The following is a 19,437-nucleotide window of genomic DNA, read 5'->3' as shown; positions in this document are numbered from 1 at the left end:
CGCCCTTATACCCCTCATAAAGAGTTTTGATTTCCCTCACGGCTTGCGGGCAGGTATGAAAGTACAAAGCACCCTTGTATCCTGCCCGCGGAGTTTACCCAGTGGCTCTGTCTTCCGTCTCCGGCAGGTACCGGCGTGCGGCCTCGTGGGGAAACCCCGAACGCTTATCTTGCTTCGTAAGAAATGGAGTCCCGGACTCGCCCATGCGCAAATTTTCACTGAGACTCGTGCTGGTTTTGCTCGTCGCCCTTGCCTGTTGCAGCTGCCTGCTGGCGCAGGCCACCCCGGCCCCTGTTTCTCCGGATGCCCGGCTGGCTGCGCTCGAAAAGAGCGCCGCCGACGCCCGCTTCAACGCCGACAACGCCTGGATGCTGGTCTGCTCGGCCCTGGTGCTGCTGATGACCGGTCCCGGACTGGCCCTGTTCTACGGCGGCCTGGTGCGCAAGAAAAACGTTCTCGGCACCATGATGCAGTCGCTGGCCATGATGGCGATCATCACCGTGGTCTGGGGCGTCATCGGTTATTCGCTCTGCTTCGGCGCGGGCAATTCCTTCATCGGAGGCGTGCACAACATCTGCCTGAAGGGCGTGGGCGCCCTGCCGGACGCCGACTACGCACCGACCATTCCGGCGGCGACCTTCATGGTCTACCAGTTGATGTTTGCCATCATCACCCCGGCGCTCATCACCGGCGCCTTTGCCGAGCGCATGAAGTTCAGTGCCATGGCAGTCTTCCTCACCCTGTGGTCGCTGGTCGTGTATTCGCCGATGGCGCACATGGTGTGGGGCAAGGGAGGCCTGCTGAACGCCGCGCTGGGCGGCAAGATCCCCACACTCGACTTTGCCGGCGGCACCGTGGTGCACATCACCAGCGGCGTCTCGGCCCTGGTGTGCGCGCTGTACATGGGCAAGCGGCTGGGCTATCCCAAGCAGGCCATGCTGCCGCACAGCGTGGTGTTGAGCTTTATTGGCGCCTGCCTGCTGTGGGTTGGGTGGTTCGGCTTCAATGCCGGTTCGGCGCTGAACTCCGGCGCGCTGGCTACCAGCGCTTTTGTGGCCACGCACTTTGGCGCGGCGGCCGCCACGCTGGGCTGGCTGCTGGCTGAGTGGTTGAAGAACGGCAAGCCGAGCGCCCTGGGTGGAATCTCCGGCGCGGTGGCCGGGCTGGTCGGCATCACGCCGGCGGCGGGCTTTGTTACGCCCATGTGGGCGCTGGTGATCGGCTTCATCGTCGGCATCTTCTGCTTCTTCATGGTGGCGGTGGTCAAGTCCAAGTTCGGCTACGATGATTCGCTGGACGCCTTTGGCGTGCACGGCGCGGGCGGAACGATGGGCGCCATCCTGACCGGCGTTTTTGCCGTCAAAGCGATCAACCCGATTTTCGGTGACGGCAAGGCCACGGGCCTGATCGACGGCAACCCGATGCAGGTGCTGAACCAGCTCGGCGGCGTCGCCATTGCCTGGGCGCTGGCCATTGTGGGCACGCTGGTGCTGCTGTTCCTGGTGGACAAGACAATCGGTCTGCGGGTGAGCGAAGAGCACGAAGCGCAGGGCCTGGACCTGTCGCAGCACGGCGAAGAGGGTTACTCGTGGGGCGAAAACGCTCCGGCCAATTAAGCAACCGAAGCAACCTGCCCGCGCCCGTCGCGGAGCCTTACTGAGAGAGAGATTCTTATGGGAATGACGAAGTTGGAAGCAGTCATACAGCCAGCCAAGCTGGACGCGGTGAAGGAAGCCCTGCTCGAAGTGGGCGTGGACGGCATGACCGTGCTGGAAGTGCGTGGCCACGGACGCCAGAAGGGCCACACGGAGTTCTACCGCGGCCGTGAGTACTCGGTCGACCTTCTGCCCAAGCTGAAGCTGGAGATGGTCATCAGCGACGAGCTGGTGGAGCCTGCGGTGCAGGCCATTGTGACCAGCGCGCGCACCGGCAAGATCGGCGACGGTAAAATCTTCCTCAGCAAGATCGATGATGCCATCCGTATCCGCAACGACGAACGGGGGCTGAGCGCTCTGTAGCGCCCTCGGGACCGCAACTATGTGGAGTCAGGTTCGAGCACTTGAGGTCGGCGCCCCCTTGCGCGACTGGTACGCCGCCCAGTGCGACCGCATCCGCGCGCAGTTTGACGCCGACGGCGACGGGCTGGTGGCGATGGCCTCGCGCACCCTGGCCGTGGACGCGCTGATGCTGCGGCTGTGGGAGCAGTACCTGGCCCCGGTGGCCGATTCCAATCAACTGGCAGTGGCCGCGCTCGGTGGATACGGGCGCGGCGCGCTGTTTCCTTCCTCCGACGTTGACCTGCTGTTTCTGTTCGGCACCGAAACGCCCAGCCCCGAGCTGCGCGAAGCCGTGCGCGCCTTCAGTCAGCAGGCCTGGGACCTGCGTTTGCGGCTGAGTCCGAGTTCGCACACGCTGGCGCAGTGCGGCCAGTTCCGCCGCGAAAACACCGAATTCACCGTCTCTCTGCTTGATTGCCGCTACCTTTGCGGCTCGCGCGAGCTTTACGACAAGCTGCATGACGAAGTGGTGCCGCAGCTTGCCGCCCGCGAGCAGAGCGAGCTATCGCAGCGGCTCAGCGAGATCAATGAAGACCGCCACGCCAAGTATGGGCAGACGATCTTCCACCTTGAGCCGAACGTGAAGGAAGGTCCCGGCGGGCTGCGCGACTACAACGTGTCGTGCTGGCTTTCGCAGGTGGCGCACTTCGCGCGCAGCCGCCAGTGGGAGTCTCCCAACGCGAATTGGCCGCAGGATGTGCGTGTCTCCTGCGAGCAGGCCTATCGCTTCCTTTCGAGCGTCCGCTGTTTTCTGCACTATCGCGCCGGACGCGATGAAAACAACCTGAGCTGGGAGGCGCAGGAAGAGGCCGCCGCGCGCGGGCTTGGCCTGGGCGGCACGGCCACCACGCCCGCCGAGTGGATGCGCGCCTACTTCCGCGAAGCGCGCTCGGTCGACCACCTTTCGCGCCAGGTATTGGACGACGTTGCCGCCGCGCAGTCTTCGCTCTACAAGAGCTTCCAGAGCTGGCGCGGGCGCATCTCGAACGCCGATTTCTCGGTGGTCCGCGGCAAGCTGTTTTTGCAGCAGCCTTCGGCCATCGCCGACCCGGATCTGCTGCTGCGGCTGTTTGAGTTCTCCGCGCAGCACGGCATTCCGCTGGCTACCTCCACCGAGCAGCGCGTCAAACAGGTGTTGCCGCAGATTGTGACGGCCCTGGAGCAGGGCAGCGGCTGGTGGATTTATCTGAGCAGCATTCTGACGCGTCCGCACGCGGCCATTGCGCTGCGTGCCATGCAGCAGCTTGGCGTGCTCACGCTGCTCATTCCCGAGTTCCGCTGCGTGGACGCGCTCGTGCTTCGCGACCTATACCACCGCTACACGGTCGACGAGCACAGCTTCATGACCATCGAGAGCCTGCACCAGTTGGCCGCGAGCAAGAACGACGCCGATAAGGGGTTTGCCGAACTGTTCGCCGAACTCGAGCGGCAGGACATTCTGCTGCTGGCGCTGCTGCTGCACGATATTGGCAAGGGCGTGGAGAGCGATGACCACGTGAAGCAGAGCCTCGTGCTGGCGCGTCCGGCGCTGGAGCGGCTGGGGTTGGATGAGCAGGAGCGCGAGACCGTGGAGTTCCTCATCGGCGCGCATCTTGAGATGTCCTCCGCGCTGCGGCGGGATATTTTCGACGTGCCCAACCTGCGCAGCTTTGCCCGCGTGGTCGGCAACACCGAGCGGCTCAAGATGCTGTGCCTGCTCACCTGGGCGGATATACGTTCGGTCAGCCCCGAGGCGCTGACACCCTGGAAGGCCGAGAACATCTACCGCCTTTACATGGCCACGGCCAACGTGCTCAACCGCTCGCTCGACGAGGAGCGCATCCGCGGCGACGCCGAGGCCGAGTCGCACTCCCGCGTGCGCACCCTCGCGCCTGTCTACGGCAAGCGGCTCAAGAATTTTCTGGACGGGCTGCCACAGCGCTACCTCAGCGTGAATTCGGCGCAACAGATCATGCAGCACATTGAGATGGCCTCGCGGCTGCAGTCGGCGCCGGTGCAGACTGCGCTCAAGCGCAATGGCTCGCTGTTCGAGCTGACGCTGGTGACCAAGGACCGCCCGATGATCTTCGCCAACGTCTGCGGTGCGCTTGCCTCCTGGGGCATGAACGTGCAGAAGGCCGACGTCTTCTCGAACGCCTCCGGCGTGGTGGTGGACACCTTCCTGTTCAGCGACCGCTTCCGCACCCTTGAGCTGAACGTGCAGGAGTGGGAGCGCTTCCAGAAGGCGGTGGAGGACGTGATTGACGGCCGCACCACGGTTGAAAAGCTGATGGAGCGTCGCCGTCCGCAGCCGCAGAAGGCGAAGATTGATATTGATACATCCATGAACTTTGATGACGAATCCTCGCCGCACTCCACATTGCTGGAGATCGTCACCCAGGACCGCCCCGGCCTGCTCCACCTCATTTCACGCCGATTCTCGCTCTCCGGCTGCAACATTGAGATTGCGTTGGTGGATACGCAGGGCCAGATGGCCATTGACGTCTTCTACCTGACGCAGAAGGGCGCCAAGCTGACGCCGCAGGAGCAGCAGAAGCTCAAGCGCGTGCTGATTGACGAGCTGGTCAGCGACCAGAGCGTGGCCTGAGAAGATTTTTTCCGGAATTGTGGAGACCTTCGCTAACCGCCCTGTGCCGCTGCCGTCAAAGGTTATATAAGACGACTCCTGAGATCCGGCCCTGACGGGGAACCGGTTGCGCAATTAAGGTGGGCTGGCGATGCATACGCCGGACCCGGCCGGCAGCCAAATCCCTAGCAGGGCCACTATTTTTTGCCCGCGAAGGCTGCGCCGGAGCAACCGCCGGATGCATCCAAAGAGGGAACGGGCAGGGGGAATCGCCGCGGTCACGGGCGCGCGCCTGAGATCAGGGCTGCCTCCAGGCTCTATAATTGCAACAAATTCGCGGAGCCTGTCTCCGCGCCGGATGATTCATGTCCAAGACCGTTAAGACTTCGCTACTGCTCATCACCTTCATCACCCTCGGCTTCGTCGTGGCCGGTGGCGTGGGGGTGAAGGCCGGGAACAAGAACGACGATGGCGCTTATTCGCAACTGCGCGTCTATGACGATGTGCTCAAGCACGTCCGCATTGACTACGTGGATGAGCCGAACCTGCCCAAGGTGACCAACGGCGCCCTGCACGGGCTGCTGGAGGCGCTTGACGCCGATTCCAGCTACCTTGACCCGGCTGAATACAAGACCTACAAGCAGCATGAGAGCGCCAAGGCCGATATCGGCGCGGTGGTCAGCAAGCGCTACGGCTATGCCGCCGTGGTGGCTGTCATTCCGGGCGGCGCTGGCTCCAAGGTCGGCCTTGAGAATGGCGACATTATTGAGGCCATCGAAGGCAAGAGCACGCGCGAAATGTCGCTGGCTGAGATTCACTCGGTGCTTGCCGGTGACGCCGGTACCACAGTCAGTGTGAGCGTGGTGCGTCCGCGCAAGGCGCAGCCGCAGAAGGTCACCATCACGCGCGATCTGCCGAACGTTCCGCCCATGACGGCCAAGATGCTCGACGACCAGGTGGGTTACGTTCGCCTGGACGGCCTGCCGAAGGGCCGCGCGCAGGAGCTGGCTGCCAAGATTCACGAGCTGGAGCGCCAGAACGCCAAGAAGCTCATCATCGACCTGCGCGGCTCCGCCAGCGGCGATGAGGCCGAAGGCGCCGCCGCCGCCAACCTCTTCCTGAACCACGGAGAGCTTGGCTATGTGCAGGGCCAGAAGTTCCCCAAGCAGCAGTTCACGGCCGACCCGAAAAAGGCGATTACCAGCCTGCCGCTGGTGGTGCTGGTGAACCGCACCACGGCCGGTCCGGCTGAACTGATGGCCGCCGCCATTTTGGACAACGCGCGCGGCGACGTGCTCGGCGACAAGACATTCGGTGAAGGCTCCATCCAGAAGACCATCGAGCTTCAGGATGGCTCGGCGCTGATCCTCTCCATTGCCAAGTACTACACGCCCTCGGGCAAGGCAATCCAGGACAACCCGATCACGCCGAACGTGCTGGTGGCCGATGCGACCGACGACTTCATCTCGCCGGACGACGACCTGCAGGCCGAGCCTGACCGCGATCAGCCCAACAAAAAAGACAAGCCCGACGAACAGCTTCGCCGCGCCCTGGAGCTGCTGAAGAACAAGGCCGCCAAGGCCTAGCAGAAATTGCGTAGGTATTTCGCACGGGCGGCTTCGGCCGCCCGTTTTGCTTTTCAGCAGGTTTTACGCGCTCGCTGGCTCGTCTACTAACGGCGGACTCGGGAACTCGCTGGAGCCAGGACACGTATTCTTCAAGAGATGCAGCGACGCCGGCTAATTCGATATAGCGTTCTCCTCCTTTCAGGAGTCTTGGCCTTGGTATGGATAGCCGGAGTATTCCTTGCGGAGGGAGCGCTCCATCCGGGGCGACGCCCGCTCTCCCGGGAAAATGAGCTTCAAGCACGCAACATCGCGGGACGTCATGATTCAACCCTCGCGGATGTTGCGATTTCGGCCCGCGATGGAGCCGTTCTGCGTGCGTGGAGCATCGCCCCGAAGAATAGCGACGGCAATGTCGTGATTCTGCTGCACGGAGTTGGCGATAACCGCTCGGGCATGATTGGTTACGCGGAGTTCTTCCTGAGCCACGGCTTCAAGGTTCTGCTGCCAGACTCGCGGGCACATGGAGCGAGTGGCGGGCAAACCGCCACCTATGGCTTGTTGGAATCGAACGATATTCATCGCTGGGTTGATTGGACTGAAGAGACGCAGCATCCTGGCTGCACCTTCGGGTTTGCAGAGTCGATGGGGGCCGCGCAGTTACTGCAATCGTTGCAGGACGAGCCACGCTTTTGCGCCGTGGTCGCCGAATCACCTTTTTCGAGTTTTCGCGAGATCGCCTACCTTCGCATAGGTCAGTCCTTTCATTGCGGGCCATGGTTGGGCCGCACCATTCTGCGGCCCGTCGTGGAAGCCGCGTTTGCTTATGCGCGATGGAAGTACACGCTGGATTTTGAGCAGGTCTCGCCGGAAGCAGCCGTCATGAAGACGAGAGTTCCCGTTCTGTTGATTCACGGCCTCAGTGATAGCAACATTCCGGTGGTGAATTCGCGACGTATCGCCGCTCGCAATCCTGATGTGGTGCTTTGGGAAGTGCCCAGCGCAGACCACTGTGGCGCCGCCAGCACCACGCCTGGGGAGTTTGATAAGCGTGTGATGCACTGGTTTGCAGGGCACACTGAAACACGAAGAAGCGCAGCAGAACTCGGCGTGGTTCTCAAAGAACCAGTCAGCTAAAGGAGGAGGCGCTCAGGCAATAGTGCAATCGTGTGCACGCTCGCACCCAGCCTGGACGGCGCACTAGCGTTCATCCCGCTCGGCGTTTCTCTCCACATCCTCTTGCGCGCACGCACCGGCTGGCACCACACTGTTGCATGGCCTCCAAGCTTCGTTCAGACTCCACCCGCTGCATTCATTCCGGAGAAGACCGTCACGGGCGCACCCAGCCCATCACCACCGAGATTGCGCAGACTGCGGTTTACGCGCTCAAGAACGTGAACGAGCTGCGCCGCTACGCTGCTGGTGGCTCCGGCATTCATCTCTACACGCGCTACTCGAATCCGACCATCCGCGCCGCCGAGGAGAAGATTGCCGCGCTCGAAGGCGCCGAAGATTGCGTGGTCACCTCCAGCGGCATGTCGGCCATCTTCGCCACGGTGCTGGCGCTCTGCCAGTCGGGCGACGAAGTGGTTTCGATGTACGACGTCTACGGCGGCACGTTGCGCATGTATGAGCAGGTGCTCAAGCGCTGCGGCATCCGGGTAAAGCTGGTGCCGTTCGCCGAACTCGGCCGCATCAGCCGCGCCTTCACCAAGAAGACGAAGCTGGTCTTTATCGAGACGCCGACGAATCCGACGCTGCGCTGCGTGCACATTGAAACCATCGCGTCTGAAGCGCACAAGCGCGGCATCCCCGTGGTGGTGGATAGCACCTTTGCCACGCCCATCCTGCAAAAGCCGCTTGCACATGGCGCGGACGTTGTCGTGCATTCGGCGACCAAGTATCTTGGCGGGCATAGCGACCTGACCGCCGGAGCAGTCTGCGCCAGCAAGGCGCTGGCGGCCTCCGTACGGCAGATGATGATTCTCACCGGCGGCTGCTCTGACCCGGGCGTAGCCTACCTGCTTCTGCGCGGACTGAAGACGCTGGAAGTGCGCGTGGAGCGCGCCTGCGTCAACGCCTTCCACGTTGCGGAATTTCTGGCGCAACATCCGAAGGTCGCGCGCGTCTTCTACCCCGGCCTGCCTGGCGAGGATCAGATGGTCGCCGTGAAACAGATGCGCGACTTCGGCATGATGGTTTCGTTCGACATCAAGGGCGGCGGCCGCGAGGCCGAGCGGTTTATTGACGGGTTGAAGCTCTGGTATCTGGCGGCGAGCCTCGGCGGCGTGGAGTCATCGGTTTCCTATCCGGTGCTGTCGTCGCACATTGGCATGAGTGCCGCGGAGTTGAAGAAGCTTGGTGTCTCGGCGGCGACCGTGCGGCTTTCCGTCGGGCTGGAAGACCCGCAGGAGCTGATTGCCGACCTCGATCAGGCGCTGCGCAAGGCGTAGCGGCAGCGTTGCGGCGAAAGCCACGCGAATCGTGGTTGTCGTATCCATCTCCTCCGATGCGTCATCCTGAGGCCACGCTTTTTGTGGCTGAAGGATCTGCTTCTCGTGTGCTGCGGAAAGCAGGTCCTTCGGTGCTACGCTCCTCACGATGACGCATGGAGAAGGAGAAGCCGCCATGCCGCAGCGGACTTTACAGAAGCCGTTTCACGCGTCACACTGTGTCGCAGTGTTCGGGCAGCCTTGCGGAACTCACTAACTCTCCACACAACCGGCAGTTTGCAGACGAGGCAACTTTCATGCGTAAAGTTCTGATTGCGATCGGTGTTGTGATCATCATCCTGGTGCTGGCCGTCGGCGTGTTGGCCATGTTCGTCGATGCCGACCGCTTCCGCCCCCAGATTGAACAGCAGGCCACACAGGCGCTCGGTCGCCAGGTCACTATTGGCAAGCTGAAGCTGGCGCTGTTCTCCGGCGGCGTCACGGCGGAAGACCTTGCCATTGCCGACGATCCCGCGTACTCCAACCAGCCGTTCGTCACCGCCAAGTCCATGGGCGTGGGCGTGGACTTGGGCGCGCTGATCTTTCATCGCCAGCTCAACGTGCGCTCGTTCACCCTGCATGCGCCCAAGCTGGTGCTGATTGAAAAGCTCGACCCGGCCACGCAGAAGAAGACGTGGAACGTGGAAACCCTGGCGAAGAAGAAGACCGCCGAGCCGGAAGAGAAGCCTGCGGCCAAGACCGAGTTCGCGGTGCAGAAGTTCCTGCTCGACGATGGCGAAGTGGTGTTGAAGCACCTGGCCACGGGCAAAAGCTCCATCTACTCCAAGCTGCGGCTTGAGGCCGATAACGTTTCGCTTACGCAGGCGTTTCCATTCAAGTTCTCCGTGGTACCCGCCGGTGGCGGCAGCGTGGAGGCCAACGGCACTTTCGGCCCCATGGCGGACCAGACCGAGCAGACTCCGCTGAAGGTGGACGTGAAGGTGCGCGACTTGAATATGGCCGCCACGGGCTTCACCGCCGATTCGGCCATCAAGGGCGTTGCCGACCTTGACCTGACACTCAACTCCGACGGCAAGCGCGCCGACGTTACCAGCAAGCTCACCGGCAAGAAGCTCTGCCTTGTCGCCGGCTGCCAGGCCATCGATACGCCCATCATCGCCGAGATGAAGGCCGACTACGGTTTTGCCGACCAGTTGGTGACCGTGCCAAGCGGCGCGGTGAAGATCGGCGGCAGCTCCGCGCAACTGGCCGGCACCATCGACATGAAGGGCACCGACCCCAAGCTCGATATGAAGGTCAATGCCGCAGGCATGGCCGTCAGCGACGTGGAGAAGGCTCTGCCTGCCATCGGCGTTATTCTGCCGAGCGGCGCCAAGCTGGAAGGCGGCACCGCCAACTTGAACGCCGTCGCCAAGGGCGCTGCCAAACAGCTTGTCACCTCTGGACATGTGGCCGTGGTGAACACCAAGGTCACCGGCTACGACCTCGGCACCAAGCTGGCGGTGGTGACCAAGCTGGCAGGCGTCAGTGTGGGCAAGGAGACTGCTATTCAGGAGTTCTCCAGCGACTTTGAGGTCACGCCCTCGCTGACCACCACCAAGAACGTGCTGCTGGTGGTGCCCGGCATCGGTCGCATGACCGGCGACGGCACTATCGACAGCAAGAACCAGTTGAACTACGGCATGAAGGCCTCGGTCGACATCAGCAAGTCGGCCGTCGGCGTGGTGGCTTCGGCGCTCGGCCGCAAGAACACCAATCTCAACGTGCCATTCCACATCACCGGACCCACCAGCAACCCGAGCTTCACGCCCGACGCGGGCAAGATGCTTGGCTCTACCGGCGACACCGCCAAGGACACGGGCAAGAGCGTCCTCGGCGGTCTGGGCGGATTGTTCGGCAAGAAGAAGTAGAAGGGGTCTGGTAGCGATGCAAAGCGAAGCCCCGCCCTGCAGAAGGCGGGGCTTTTGCTTCCACAAACGTGTTGGTTCGGGTGTGTTTGATGCGGGGCACGCAACCTTGTCGTCTCGGCCGGGTTGATGCAGATGTGCCATGCGGTGGTGCCATTGGGGAGTTCTGCGCCGCTGGGCCGGATCCACGCATTAAGGGAACAGGCACGCTGCCGCGAAGGTTTGCGTGGCCGAACAGGAGTGTAAGGATGATGAAGAAGACGTTTGCGATTCTACTGCTGGCGACGCTGGTTGCCGCTACATTGCTGTTGGCTGGCTGCCCGGTCGGCAAGACCGTTGCCGAGATCAACAAGGACCCCATGCGCTACTCCGACAAGGAAGTGGCCGTGCGCGGCGAGGTCGTCTCCTCGTTCGGCGCCATGGGCTCGGGCATCTTCCAGATTGATGACGGCACGGGCCGTCTCTGGGTGCTCAGCTCCAAGTACGGTGTTCCCGCCAAGGGCACCATCGTCGGCGTTGCGGGCACCATTGTTCCCACCCTCACCTTCATGGGCAAAAGCTACGCCACGGTGATGAAGGAAACCCAGCGCCGCAAAATGTAAGTAGAAGTTTTCAAATGGGTTCGGAAGGTTGGGGAGCGTGCCCGCGTGGGGGGAATCCTCCCCCGCAGGGTGCCGGCTCCTCCTGCGCAGCAAGGACTTTGCGCTTTCCACAAGTTACGGGCGGGATGAGTCGGAATCGCGTCCACCTGCATCCATATTGGGTGTTAGCATGAGCAATGCAGTGAACTGACGGGGTCCTGACCGGCATGCCGGTGACCGGATATCGAGCGGAGGATGAATGGCAAGCGACGCAATTTTTGTAGCAACAGACGCCAATTTTGAAAAAGAAGTTCTGCAGTCGGATAGCCCCGTGCTGATCGACTTCTGGGCCACCTGGTGCGGCCCCTGCCGCGCGCTTGCGCCGGTCGTCGACGAGATCGCCAACGAGTACAAGGGCAAGATCAAGGTGGGCAAGATGGACGTGGACAGCAATATGGCCACGCCGCAGCGGTACCGCGTCAGCGGCATCCCCACGCTCATCCTGTTCAAGGGCGGCCAGGTGCAGGCGCAGCTGGTTGGCTTCCGCGGCAAGGACCAGATCACGCAGGAACTCGACCGGGCGCTGTAAGACCGGGTTTCGAAACGTTTCGACAGGTGTCGAAAGGTTTCAGTAGGTTACTGAAAGGCCTCGCGCATGCGAGGCCTTTTGCTTTGCTTGCTGAACTCTGCTGGCGAGGTTTCAGGGGACGCCGTCTCAAAAGGCGGGACTCAACCTATCGAAACTTCCTGAAACCTTCCGAAACTTCTCGAAACCTTGTTCTCAGTACTTCCGCAGGATGGCCACGACGCGGCCTTGCACCCGCACGTTGGCCGCCGGGACCATGATGGGGCTCATGGTGGCGTTGGAAGGTTGCAGCCGCACCATCTCGCCTTCCAGGTAAATGCGCTTCAGCGTGCTTTCCGAGCCGTTGACCAGCGCCACCACAATTTCGCCGTTGTGTGCGGTCTCGGTACGCTCCACCAGCACGTAGTCGCCGTCGACAATGTGTTCGTCTTGCATGCTCTCGCCGGTCACCTGCAGCACATAGACCTCGCGCGAGCGCGTGAAGTCGGTCAGCGAGATGGTTTCCGGCTGCGCCACCTGCTCAATGGGGCGGCCGGCGGCGATGCGGCCCAGCAGTGGAAGTGACTCGGCGCTGGCACGCTTGCGCGGACTGACTATGTCAATGGAACGTGACCGATTGTAATCACGCTTGAGCATCCCCTTCTGCTCAAGGTTGCTGATATGCTTGTGGACGGTTGCCAGCGAACTGAGTCCCAGGGCGTTGCCGATCTCTTCAAACGACGGCGAGTAACCGTTGGACTGAACAAATCCAGCGATGAAGTCGAGTACTTGTTTCTGCCGCCGGGTTATAGCCATGGGGAATTCTTCCTGGCTGAAGTTTCAGCCGCAATATTGTGGCGAATAAAAAGCGAATTGTCCAGCAAAAACAGCCACTTCCCTCAAGTCGGCAGTTGCGAGACAATGGCAACCCAATAACATGGCAGATTTTCTGCGACATCTGGAGCGCGCCGACAAGTACCTGGAAAAGGGAAAGAGCGAAGCCGCGCTTGATGAATTCCTGGAAGCGCTCGAACTGGAGCCCAGCAACGAGCAGGTGCTCAGCCGCGCCGGAGACCTGGCGCTGGCGCTGGGCAACACGCCGCGCGCTGTCGAGCTGCTGAGTTCAGCGTTCAGCCTGTATTTGAGCCAACCCAACCTAACCAAGGCCAGAGTCGCGTATCGCAAGCTGGAACGGTTGAAGTTCTTCGACGCGGATTCCGTCCGCCATTATGCCGAACTGCTGACCAACACCAGCCGCAAGGAAGCGGCGGATACCTTCCAGACCGCCTCCAAGCTGTACCGGCAGAAGTCGATGCCGAAGGAGGCGCTGGAGTGCCTGGCTTCCGCCGTGGAGCTGGCGCCCCGGGCAGATTTGCTGAGGGCGCAGGCCGAGTTGGCGCTGCTTTCCGGACAGAAGCAGTTGGCCTCCACAGCCATGGTTCGCCTGGGCATGCTGCTGGAGAAGGAAGGCGCGGACCCCAGCGAAAGCTACGCCAAGGGCTTTGAGTACGACCCGGAGAATCTTGCGGCCAAGCTTGCCTACGGGCGTGCGCTGGTTGACCGTGGGCGCGCCGAACAGGCCGTGGAGTTGCTGCGTCCGCTGGCAACCTATCCTTCGGCTCCGATGGAAGCCCGTGACCCCTATGCCCGCGCGCTGCTCAGTCTGAACCGCGTGCTTGAGGCCGAGCCTTACCTCTGGGGATTGTTTGAGAGCGATCCAACGCGGCACCTGGAGACGCTGGTGAACGCCATCGGCGGTCTGGTCGCCATGGGAGAAACCGAGCGCGGGCTGGCACTGGCCGAGCGGCTGGAGGAGTATCAGCGTCGTGCCGGGCTCCGCGGTCAGTACATTGAGCAGATGGCGCAGATGGCCGCTACGCGCCGGTTGGGTGCCGAGTTTCTGGAATATTTGGCGCTGCTCTATGACGGTGCCAACCAAGAGCGCGAGTACGGAGAGACCCTGTTCCAGTTGTTCGGCGTTTACTTCGCCGAAGGCAACTATCCCAAGGCCTATGACGCGCTCGACCGCGCCATCGAGGTGGACTGTTACGACGCCCGCCTGAAGAACTGTCTCGATCAGCTTTCCGGCAAGGTGGAGGAGGCGCGACTGGCGAACCTCTATCGCCGCGCCGGGCTGGAGCCCGAGCAGGGGAGCGGCGAGGCCAAGGCTGCCGAGGCCGTGCAGGAAGAAGCTGCGCCTCCGCCCGTCGTGCTGGAAGACCTGATTGTGCAGGGCGAACTCTTCCTGCAATACCAGATGCGCGACCGCGCGGTGGAAAAGATTCGCGAGATTCAGGAGCAGTTTCCGGGCGAGGAGTTGGAAGGCAACGAGCGCTTCCATGACCTGATGCGCAACGCCGGGCTGGCCCATGAGATTGATACCGGAGAAGCCATCCGGCCGGAGACGGGAGATCTGTTCAGCCGCGCCGCCGAGATCGGCCGCCTCATCTCCCAGCAGACCGATGCTCGTGCGCTGATCAGCACGGCGGTCAACGAACTGGGGCACCAGTGGAACCTGAGCCGGTGCATGGGTGTTCTGGGACTGCCGGGGCAAGCCCCAACCGCAGTGGTCGAGTACTGCTCGGTTGGCGTACCCCGCTCGCAGCGTTCCGCAATGGTCAAGCTGGTGGCTGCGGCACAGCAGCTCACCCAGACGCAGCAACTGCTGGCCATCAATGACGTGACGGCCGCCGAACTGGTTTCCGACCTGCGCGCCGAACTCGATGTGCTTGCCATTCGCTCGCTGCTGATGGTTGCCGTCATGGAGGGCGGGCATCCGGGGGGCTGGCTGGTACTGGAGCAGTGCGACATCAAGCGCGCCTGGACCTCGGAGGAGACGGCGAGCCTGCGCTCGCTGGCCGACCAGATTTCCCTTGCCCTGCAGGGCATACGCCTGCGCTCGCTGGTGCGGACGCTGGGCGTCACCGACGAACGCAGTGGGCTGCTGAACCGCGCCAGCTACCTGGACGTGCTGCTGGCAGAAGTTCACCGCAGTCGCACCTCGGGCGCCTGCGTGACTGTCGTGCTGCTGGAGATGCGCCCGGAGAGCCAGATCAACGAAGAGAAGATCAAGGCCATCAGCTCCATCATTCAGGGGCTGCTGCGCGCCACGGCCGTCAATTTCCGCTACGGAGCCAACACGTTAGCCCTGGTGTTGCCGGGCACCACGGCGCGCTCGGCGTCGGCGCTGCTGGCGGAAATCCGCAACTCCGTGCAGAACTCCGCCGACCCATCCCTGGCGGCGCTCAGCATGAGTTCGGTGGTTGCCGAAGCCATCCGTGGCAACAACTTCGAGGAAGAGGACATTGTGACCGAGTTGATCAACCGGGCCGATCGCGCGCTGGCCACAGCACGCAACACGCCGGGCACGGTCTCCATCGTTCTGCCCGATGAGCCGGTTTCCCCATCCGATGGCCAATAGCAGCCGTTGGGATGTCAATCTTCCCCGTCGCGTGGTAAACTTCCTTGCGTTCGTCGTGGAATTACAAAAAAATTACGTTTGGAAGTGACATGTCAAGTAGCGCGATTGTTGAGCGCTTCCGTCAGGCTGCCAGCAAGTTTCCCGACCGCACTGCTTTCACCAGCGGTGACGTGGATGTAAGCTTCCGCAGCCTGGAGCGCAAAGTAGCCTTCTGTGCCAAGCAAATCTCTGAAATTGTGAAGACCGACACCATGGCCATGCTGCTGCCAAACGGCTTGGCGTTCCCTGAACTGCTGCTGGGAGCGCTGTGGGCGGGCAAGTCCGTGGCCGTCATGCCGACCTTGGCTCCCCCGCAGCTGCTGAAGCTGATGATGATGGAGGCCGGTGCACAGGTGGTGGTGACCAGCGAGGAGTTCATCCCCCGTCTGGTGGAAGCGCAGGTGCCGTGCTGGATTGGCAATACCGGCGGTGAACTGGATCCTGCCGAGTTTGCCCCGCGCCCGATGGCGCGCAAGGGCGCCATCATGCTCTACACCAGCGGCACCACGGGACGCCCCAAGACGGTAGAGCTGAGCGAAGAGAACGTGCTGGCCAACATTGACGGCTGCGCCGAGCACATGAACTTTACCGACAAAGAAACCATGATGGCGATCCTGCCGCTGTTCCACGCCTACGGGCTGACGGTGACCGTGCTGCTGCCGGCCACCTACGGCGCCAAGTGCGTCATCGTGGACCGCTTCATCCCGCGTCATGTGTTGCAGTTGATCGAACAGCATCGCGTCTCGTGCTTCATCGCCGTTCCCAGCCAGTTCCGCGTGCTCACCAAGGAGCCGACGCAAATTGACGCCAGCTCGCTGTGGCTGTGCATTGCCGGCGGCGAGCGCCTGCCCGAGCATGTGGCCGAGGACTTCAAGACGCGCTTTGGACGCGAGATTGTGCAGGGCTACGGCGCCACCGAGTCCTCGCCAGTCATCAGCGTGAACCGCCCGGAAAAGAACCGCGTGCTGAGCGTGGGCCAGCCGCTGCCGAACGTGAAAGTCACGGTCCGCGACGAGCAGGACAACATCCTGAATACGGGCGAAATTGGCGAAATCTGCGTGGAAGGCCCCATCGTGATGCTGGGGTACTTCAATGACCGGGACGCCACGGCAAAGAAGATTGTGAACGGCGTGCTGCACACCGGCGACAAGGGACACATCGACGCCGACGGCTTCATCTACCTGGCGGGCCGCGCCGACGACCTGGTGAAGGTCTCCGGCGAGAAGGTCTATCCCTCCGAGGTGGAGCAGGCGCTGGAGTCGATTCCGGGCGTGGACGAGGCGGCGGTGGTTGCGCTGCCTGACGAGCGCCACGGCAACCGTCTGCACGCCTTCGTGCAGTTGAAGCCGGCCTCGCCGCTGAACGCCGACGACCTGCGCGCAAGCTGCCGCGGCAAGCTGGAACTTTACAAGGTCCCGCGCAGCATCAGCTTTGTGGAGCAGATGCCGCGCACCGTCACCGGCAAGACCGACAAGCGCACGCTGGCCGCCACGGCTGTGTAGCGGTTAAACAATTCTGAACAGAGAAGCCCCGCCAAGTGCGGGGCTTTATTTTTTGCGCGCCAGGCGGGGTGCTTGGCTGGCTTCAACCGGCTGAGCGTTGAGCAGAGAAGACGGGCGCCGCCGATGGCGTGCAATCCTCTCGCGCGGGCTTGTCAACGGGCTTATGATATGGGCGCCGCGGGAGGGGCCGCGTATGCAGGCGAGGTCTCAAGGGACGGGCAAGACGGTTCCGGCTTGTCCGGAGTGTGGCACGCGGGAGAGCGTCATCCGCATGGCCAGCTCGCTGACGCCGTTTGAAAAGCCGGACATGAACGAGGATTTCGGCGGTCGCTACTACTGCCAGAAGTGCGCCCATGACTTTGCGCCGGATCTTCCGGAGGAGGCTGAAGAGCCGGCCAACTGGAAGCCGGAGGATTGGAAGGTCTAACTGCTGGCGGCGTGCTGTGCCCGTTGATGGCGAGGCGCGCCGAAGGCGAAGATGCGGGTTCCCGAGATGTGCGCGGGGTGTCGCCCAGGCAGCGGCAAGGGTGTGGTGTGCCGCGGGAAGAAGGGTGTGCCTCGCGCAGCTTGCCGAAAGCAGGTCCAGCCTCTAAACTGAGTGTTTCCGGGCAATTCTACCGCGTCTCCCGACGCGGGGAGGGTACATGCGGTTTCGAGCAACAGGTGCTCTTGTTTCTTTGTTCCTAGCGTTGGCGGCGATGGTGATGATGCCGGGTTGCAGCGGCGGTACTGGCGCGCTGCCGGCATCGGTGACGGTTTCTCCCGCGACGGTGACGGCCAATCGTGGCGAAGTCATATCGCTGTCGGTTTCGGCCAAGACCAGCGGTGGCGCAAGCATTGCCGCTGATTTCAACTTCGTCTCCTCCAACACTGCGCTGGCCACGGTGAATTCCGCCGGCGAGATCTGCGCAGGCACCTGGGATGCGAACGGCATTACCTGCTCGCCCGCCAGCAGCACCGGCACGGCGACCATCGTGATCACCCCGCAGAAGGGCACCGGCACGGCGACCGTCACGGTCTACGTGCATGAGCCGGTGGATTACATCACGGCGGTTGCGCCCTCCAAGTGCGTCAACTCCACGCTGACCACCACGGTGCAGGCTTCGGCCTACAGCAAGGATTCGACGGTGTGCACACGGCTGGGTGAAACGGCTCCCTGCGTGATCCCCAGCGGAACGCTTGGACCGTTCAGTTGGTATGCGAAGGAATCCTCGGTGGTGACCTTCACCAACGCCAACAACAGCACCACGAGCAGTTATGGCATTGCCAAGGCTGCGGTGCCGGGTGAAACGCAGATTTACGCCACGCTAGGCTCACTGTCGAGCCCGTCGGTGACGTTCACCACCTGCCCGATTACATCGCTGACCATCAGCTCCTCGGCCGCCTCCAGCGATGAGATTTCGCTGACCAAGAGCAACACGGCGGCGCTGACGGCGGTGGCGATCGACTCCACCGGCCTTGAGCTGGATGAGACGTACAACCCGGCCATTTCCTGGTTGAGCACCAATACCTACGCGGCAACGGTGACGGAGACGGCGGCCACAACCACAAGTTCGGCGACCACGCTGAATGAAACGGTAACGGCCGTGCATGACTCGTCGGACGCCACCGTGATGTCGGTCTGCATTCCGCCCAGTTGTAACGTCAACCTGAACCAGGTTTACAGCAACACGCTGAAGGTGAAGGTGACCAGCGGCTCGGCCTCCGGCGAGATTTATGCCGGCTCGACCAACAGCAAGAAGCTGATTCCGATCAGCACCACCACCAACACCGTGGGGAACGCGATTACGCTGAACGCCAAGCCGAATTCACTGCTGATGGCGCCCGCGGGCGGCGGCGCGCTGCTCGGGTCGGACACCTACTCGATGGTGATGAGCTCCACCGGCTCCATCACGGCCGTGACGCTGAGCAATTCCTCGGTGAAGGGCAAGGCGCTGGCCATTTCGCCCGATGGACAGACCGGCGTGCTGGAAGATGCCGATGACGGCTACGTCTACCTGATCACGATGTCTTCCGGTGCGGTGACCAAGGCGATCTCGACTCCGAATGGGTTGGTCTCCGCGGCCTACTCGCCGGACGGCTCCACGCTGTGGATGGTGGATGCCACCAACACGATGATCACCTACAACACGACCGACGGCATCATCAAGTACACGGTGGGCGGCACCCCCAACAGCGTGCGTTTCTATGTTGGCGGCCCGGTCGGCTACCTGACGTCGGGAAACAGCATCATCTCCCGTGCTACCTGCGATCCGTCCCAGGTGGTGGACACGCAGACGGGCACCGCGCCCAGCCTGCTGACGCCGCTGCCGGATGCCAGTGGCGTGGCGGCGCTGGACCTGCCGAATGTGGACGTGGTCAGAATGGCCTCGACCCCGACGCAGACCTGCCCGCCGTCGGTTTCGCAGACGATGTCCCAGTATGTGCTGCCGAACGGCGACTCAATCACCGCGAATCAGTTCTACATCACTCCGGATAGCAGCAAGGCGATCATCACCACCTCGAACAGCACCCTGCTGGTGATGGAGCTGAGCGATGGCACGGTCAACAGCGTGACCCCGGCTGTCAGCGCCACATCCTTCTATCAGGGCGGTGCCCTCAGCGACGGCTCGGTGTTTTATGTCGGCGGTAACGACGGCACCGTGCACAAGATCGACCTGAGCAGCTACAAGGACACGCAGCAGATCTCCATTCCCGCGCTGGTGGATACCAACGGCGCGGCTACCACGCCGAACCTGGTTGGTGTTCGCTGGAACTAAGCGGAAACAGACGCCTGTAATA

General features: G+C 62.4%; 14 protein-coding genes. 13 read left to right on the top strand and 1 reads right to left on the bottom strand.

The window, feature by feature from the left end; genetic code table 11:
• Nucleotides 1-203: 203 nt before the first annotated feature.
• From AC6IZO_RS11795 to trxA, 9 genes are all read left to right on the top strand, one after another.
• Nucleotides 204-1,616: an ammonium transporter gene (locus AC6IZO_RS11795; RefSeq protein WP_497804995.1), complete on the top strand. Its 1,413-nt coding sequence runs from the start codon at nucleotides 204-206 to the stop codon at nucleotides 1,614-1,616.
• A 63-nt stretch (nucleotides 1,617-1,679) separates the two neighbouring features.
• Nucleotides 1,680-2,018 carry a P-II family nitrogen regulator gene (locus tag AC6IZO_RS11790; protein ID WP_497804994.1) on the top strand — a complete coding sequence of 113 codons (339 nt, stop codon included), beginning with the start codon at nucleotides 1,680-1,682 and terminating at the stop codon, nucleotides 2,016-2,018.
• Nucleotides 2,019-2,076: 58 nt separating this feature from the next.
• Complete coding sequence (gene glnD / locus AC6IZO_RS11785; RefSeq protein WP_497804993.1) at nucleotides 2,077-4,644, top strand: [protein-PII] uridylyltransferase; 2,568 nt, start codon at nucleotides 2,077-2,079, stop codon at nucleotides 4,642-4,644.
• Nucleotides 4,645-4,988: 344 nt separating this feature from the next.
• Nucleotides 4,989-6,209, top strand: a complete 1,221-nt coding sequence (locus AC6IZO_RS11780) for a S41 family peptidase (RefSeq protein ID WP_497804992.1) — start codon at nucleotides 4,989-4,991, stop codon at nucleotides 6,207-6,209.
• A 189-nt stretch (nucleotides 6,210-6,398) separates the two neighbouring features.
• A complete protein-coding gene (locus tag AC6IZO_RS11775) occupies nucleotides 6,399-7,325 on the top strand; it encodes an alpha/beta hydrolase (protein WP_497804991.1) in 927 nt (308 codons plus the stop codon).
• Between the two features lie 137 nt (nucleotides 7,326-7,462).
• A complete protein-coding gene (locus AC6IZO_RS11770) occupies nucleotides 7,463-8,641 on the top strand; it encodes a trans-sulfuration enzyme family protein (RefSeq protein ID WP_497804990.1) in 1,179 nt (392 codons plus the stop codon).
• A gap of 296 nt (nucleotides 8,642-8,937) precedes the next feature.
• On the top strand, nucleotides 8,938-10,551 hold the full coding sequence (locus AC6IZO_RS11765) for a DUF748 domain-containing protein (protein ID WP_497804989.1): 1,614 nt from the start codon (nucleotides 8,938-8,940) through the stop codon (nucleotides 10,549-10,551).
• Nucleotides 10,552-10,796: 245 nt separating this feature from the next.
• Nucleotides 10,797-11,150, top strand: coding sequence for a hypothetical protein (locus tag AC6IZO_RS11760; protein WP_497804988.1), 354 nt, complete (start codon nucleotides 10,797-10,799; stop codon nucleotides 11,148-11,150).
• 238 nt (nucleotides 11,151-11,388) lie between these two features.
• Nucleotides 11,389-11,718, top strand: a complete 330-nt coding sequence (gene trxA, locus AC6IZO_RS11755; protein WP_497804987.1) for a thioredoxin — start codon at nucleotides 11,389-11,391, stop codon at nucleotides 11,716-11,718.
• A gap of 192 nt (nucleotides 11,719-11,910) precedes the next feature.
• Here the strand turns inward: trxA and lexA are convergent, their stop codons facing one another.
• Nucleotides 11,911-12,510 (bottom strand): transcriptional repressor LexA, encoded by a 600-nt coding sequence (lexA, locus tag AC6IZO_RS11750; protein WP_497804986.1) that lies wholly within the window; start codon nucleotides 12,508-12,510, stop codon nucleotides 11,911-11,913.
• Nucleotides 12,511-12,631: 121 nt separating this feature from the next.
• On the opposite strand from lexA, the gene AC6IZO_RS11745 reads away from it, so the two are divergent.
• The 4 genes from AC6IZO_RS11745 (at nucleotide 12,632) to AC6IZO_RS11730 (ending at nucleotide 19,415) form a co-directional block, all read left to right on the top strand.
• Nucleotides 12,632-15,115, top strand: coding sequence for a diguanylate cyclase domain-containing protein (locus tag AC6IZO_RS11745; protein WP_497804985.1), 2,484 nt, complete (start codon nucleotides 12,632-12,634; stop codon nucleotides 15,113-15,115).
• 89 nt (nucleotides 15,116-15,204) lie between these two features.
• Nucleotides 15,205-16,656, top strand: a complete 1,452-nt coding sequence (locus AC6IZO_RS11740; RefSeq protein ID WP_497804984.1) for a class I adenylate-forming enzyme family protein — start codon at nucleotides 15,205-15,207, stop codon at nucleotides 16,654-16,656.
• 193 nt (nucleotides 16,657-16,849) lie between these two features.
• Nucleotides 16,850-17,083 carry a hypothetical protein gene (locus AC6IZO_RS11735; RefSeq protein WP_497804983.1) on the top strand — a complete coding sequence of 78 codons (234 nt, stop codon included), beginning with the start codon at nucleotides 16,850-16,852 and terminating at the stop codon, nucleotides 17,081-17,083.
• Nucleotides 17,084-17,333: 250 nt separating this feature from the next.
• On the top strand, nucleotides 17,334-19,415 hold the full coding sequence (locus AC6IZO_RS11730; RefSeq protein ID WP_497804982.1) for a YncE family protein: 2,082 nt from the start codon (nucleotides 17,334-17,336) through the stop codon (nucleotides 19,413-19,415).
• The last annotated feature ends 22 nt before the right edge of the window (nucleotides 19,416-19,437 follow it).

The sequence above is a fragment of the Oryzophilus luti genome (assembly GCF_059726245.1).
The sequence above is the reverse complement of the archived record's forward strand: the minus strand, read 5'-3'. Positions and strand labels throughout refer to the sequence as shown.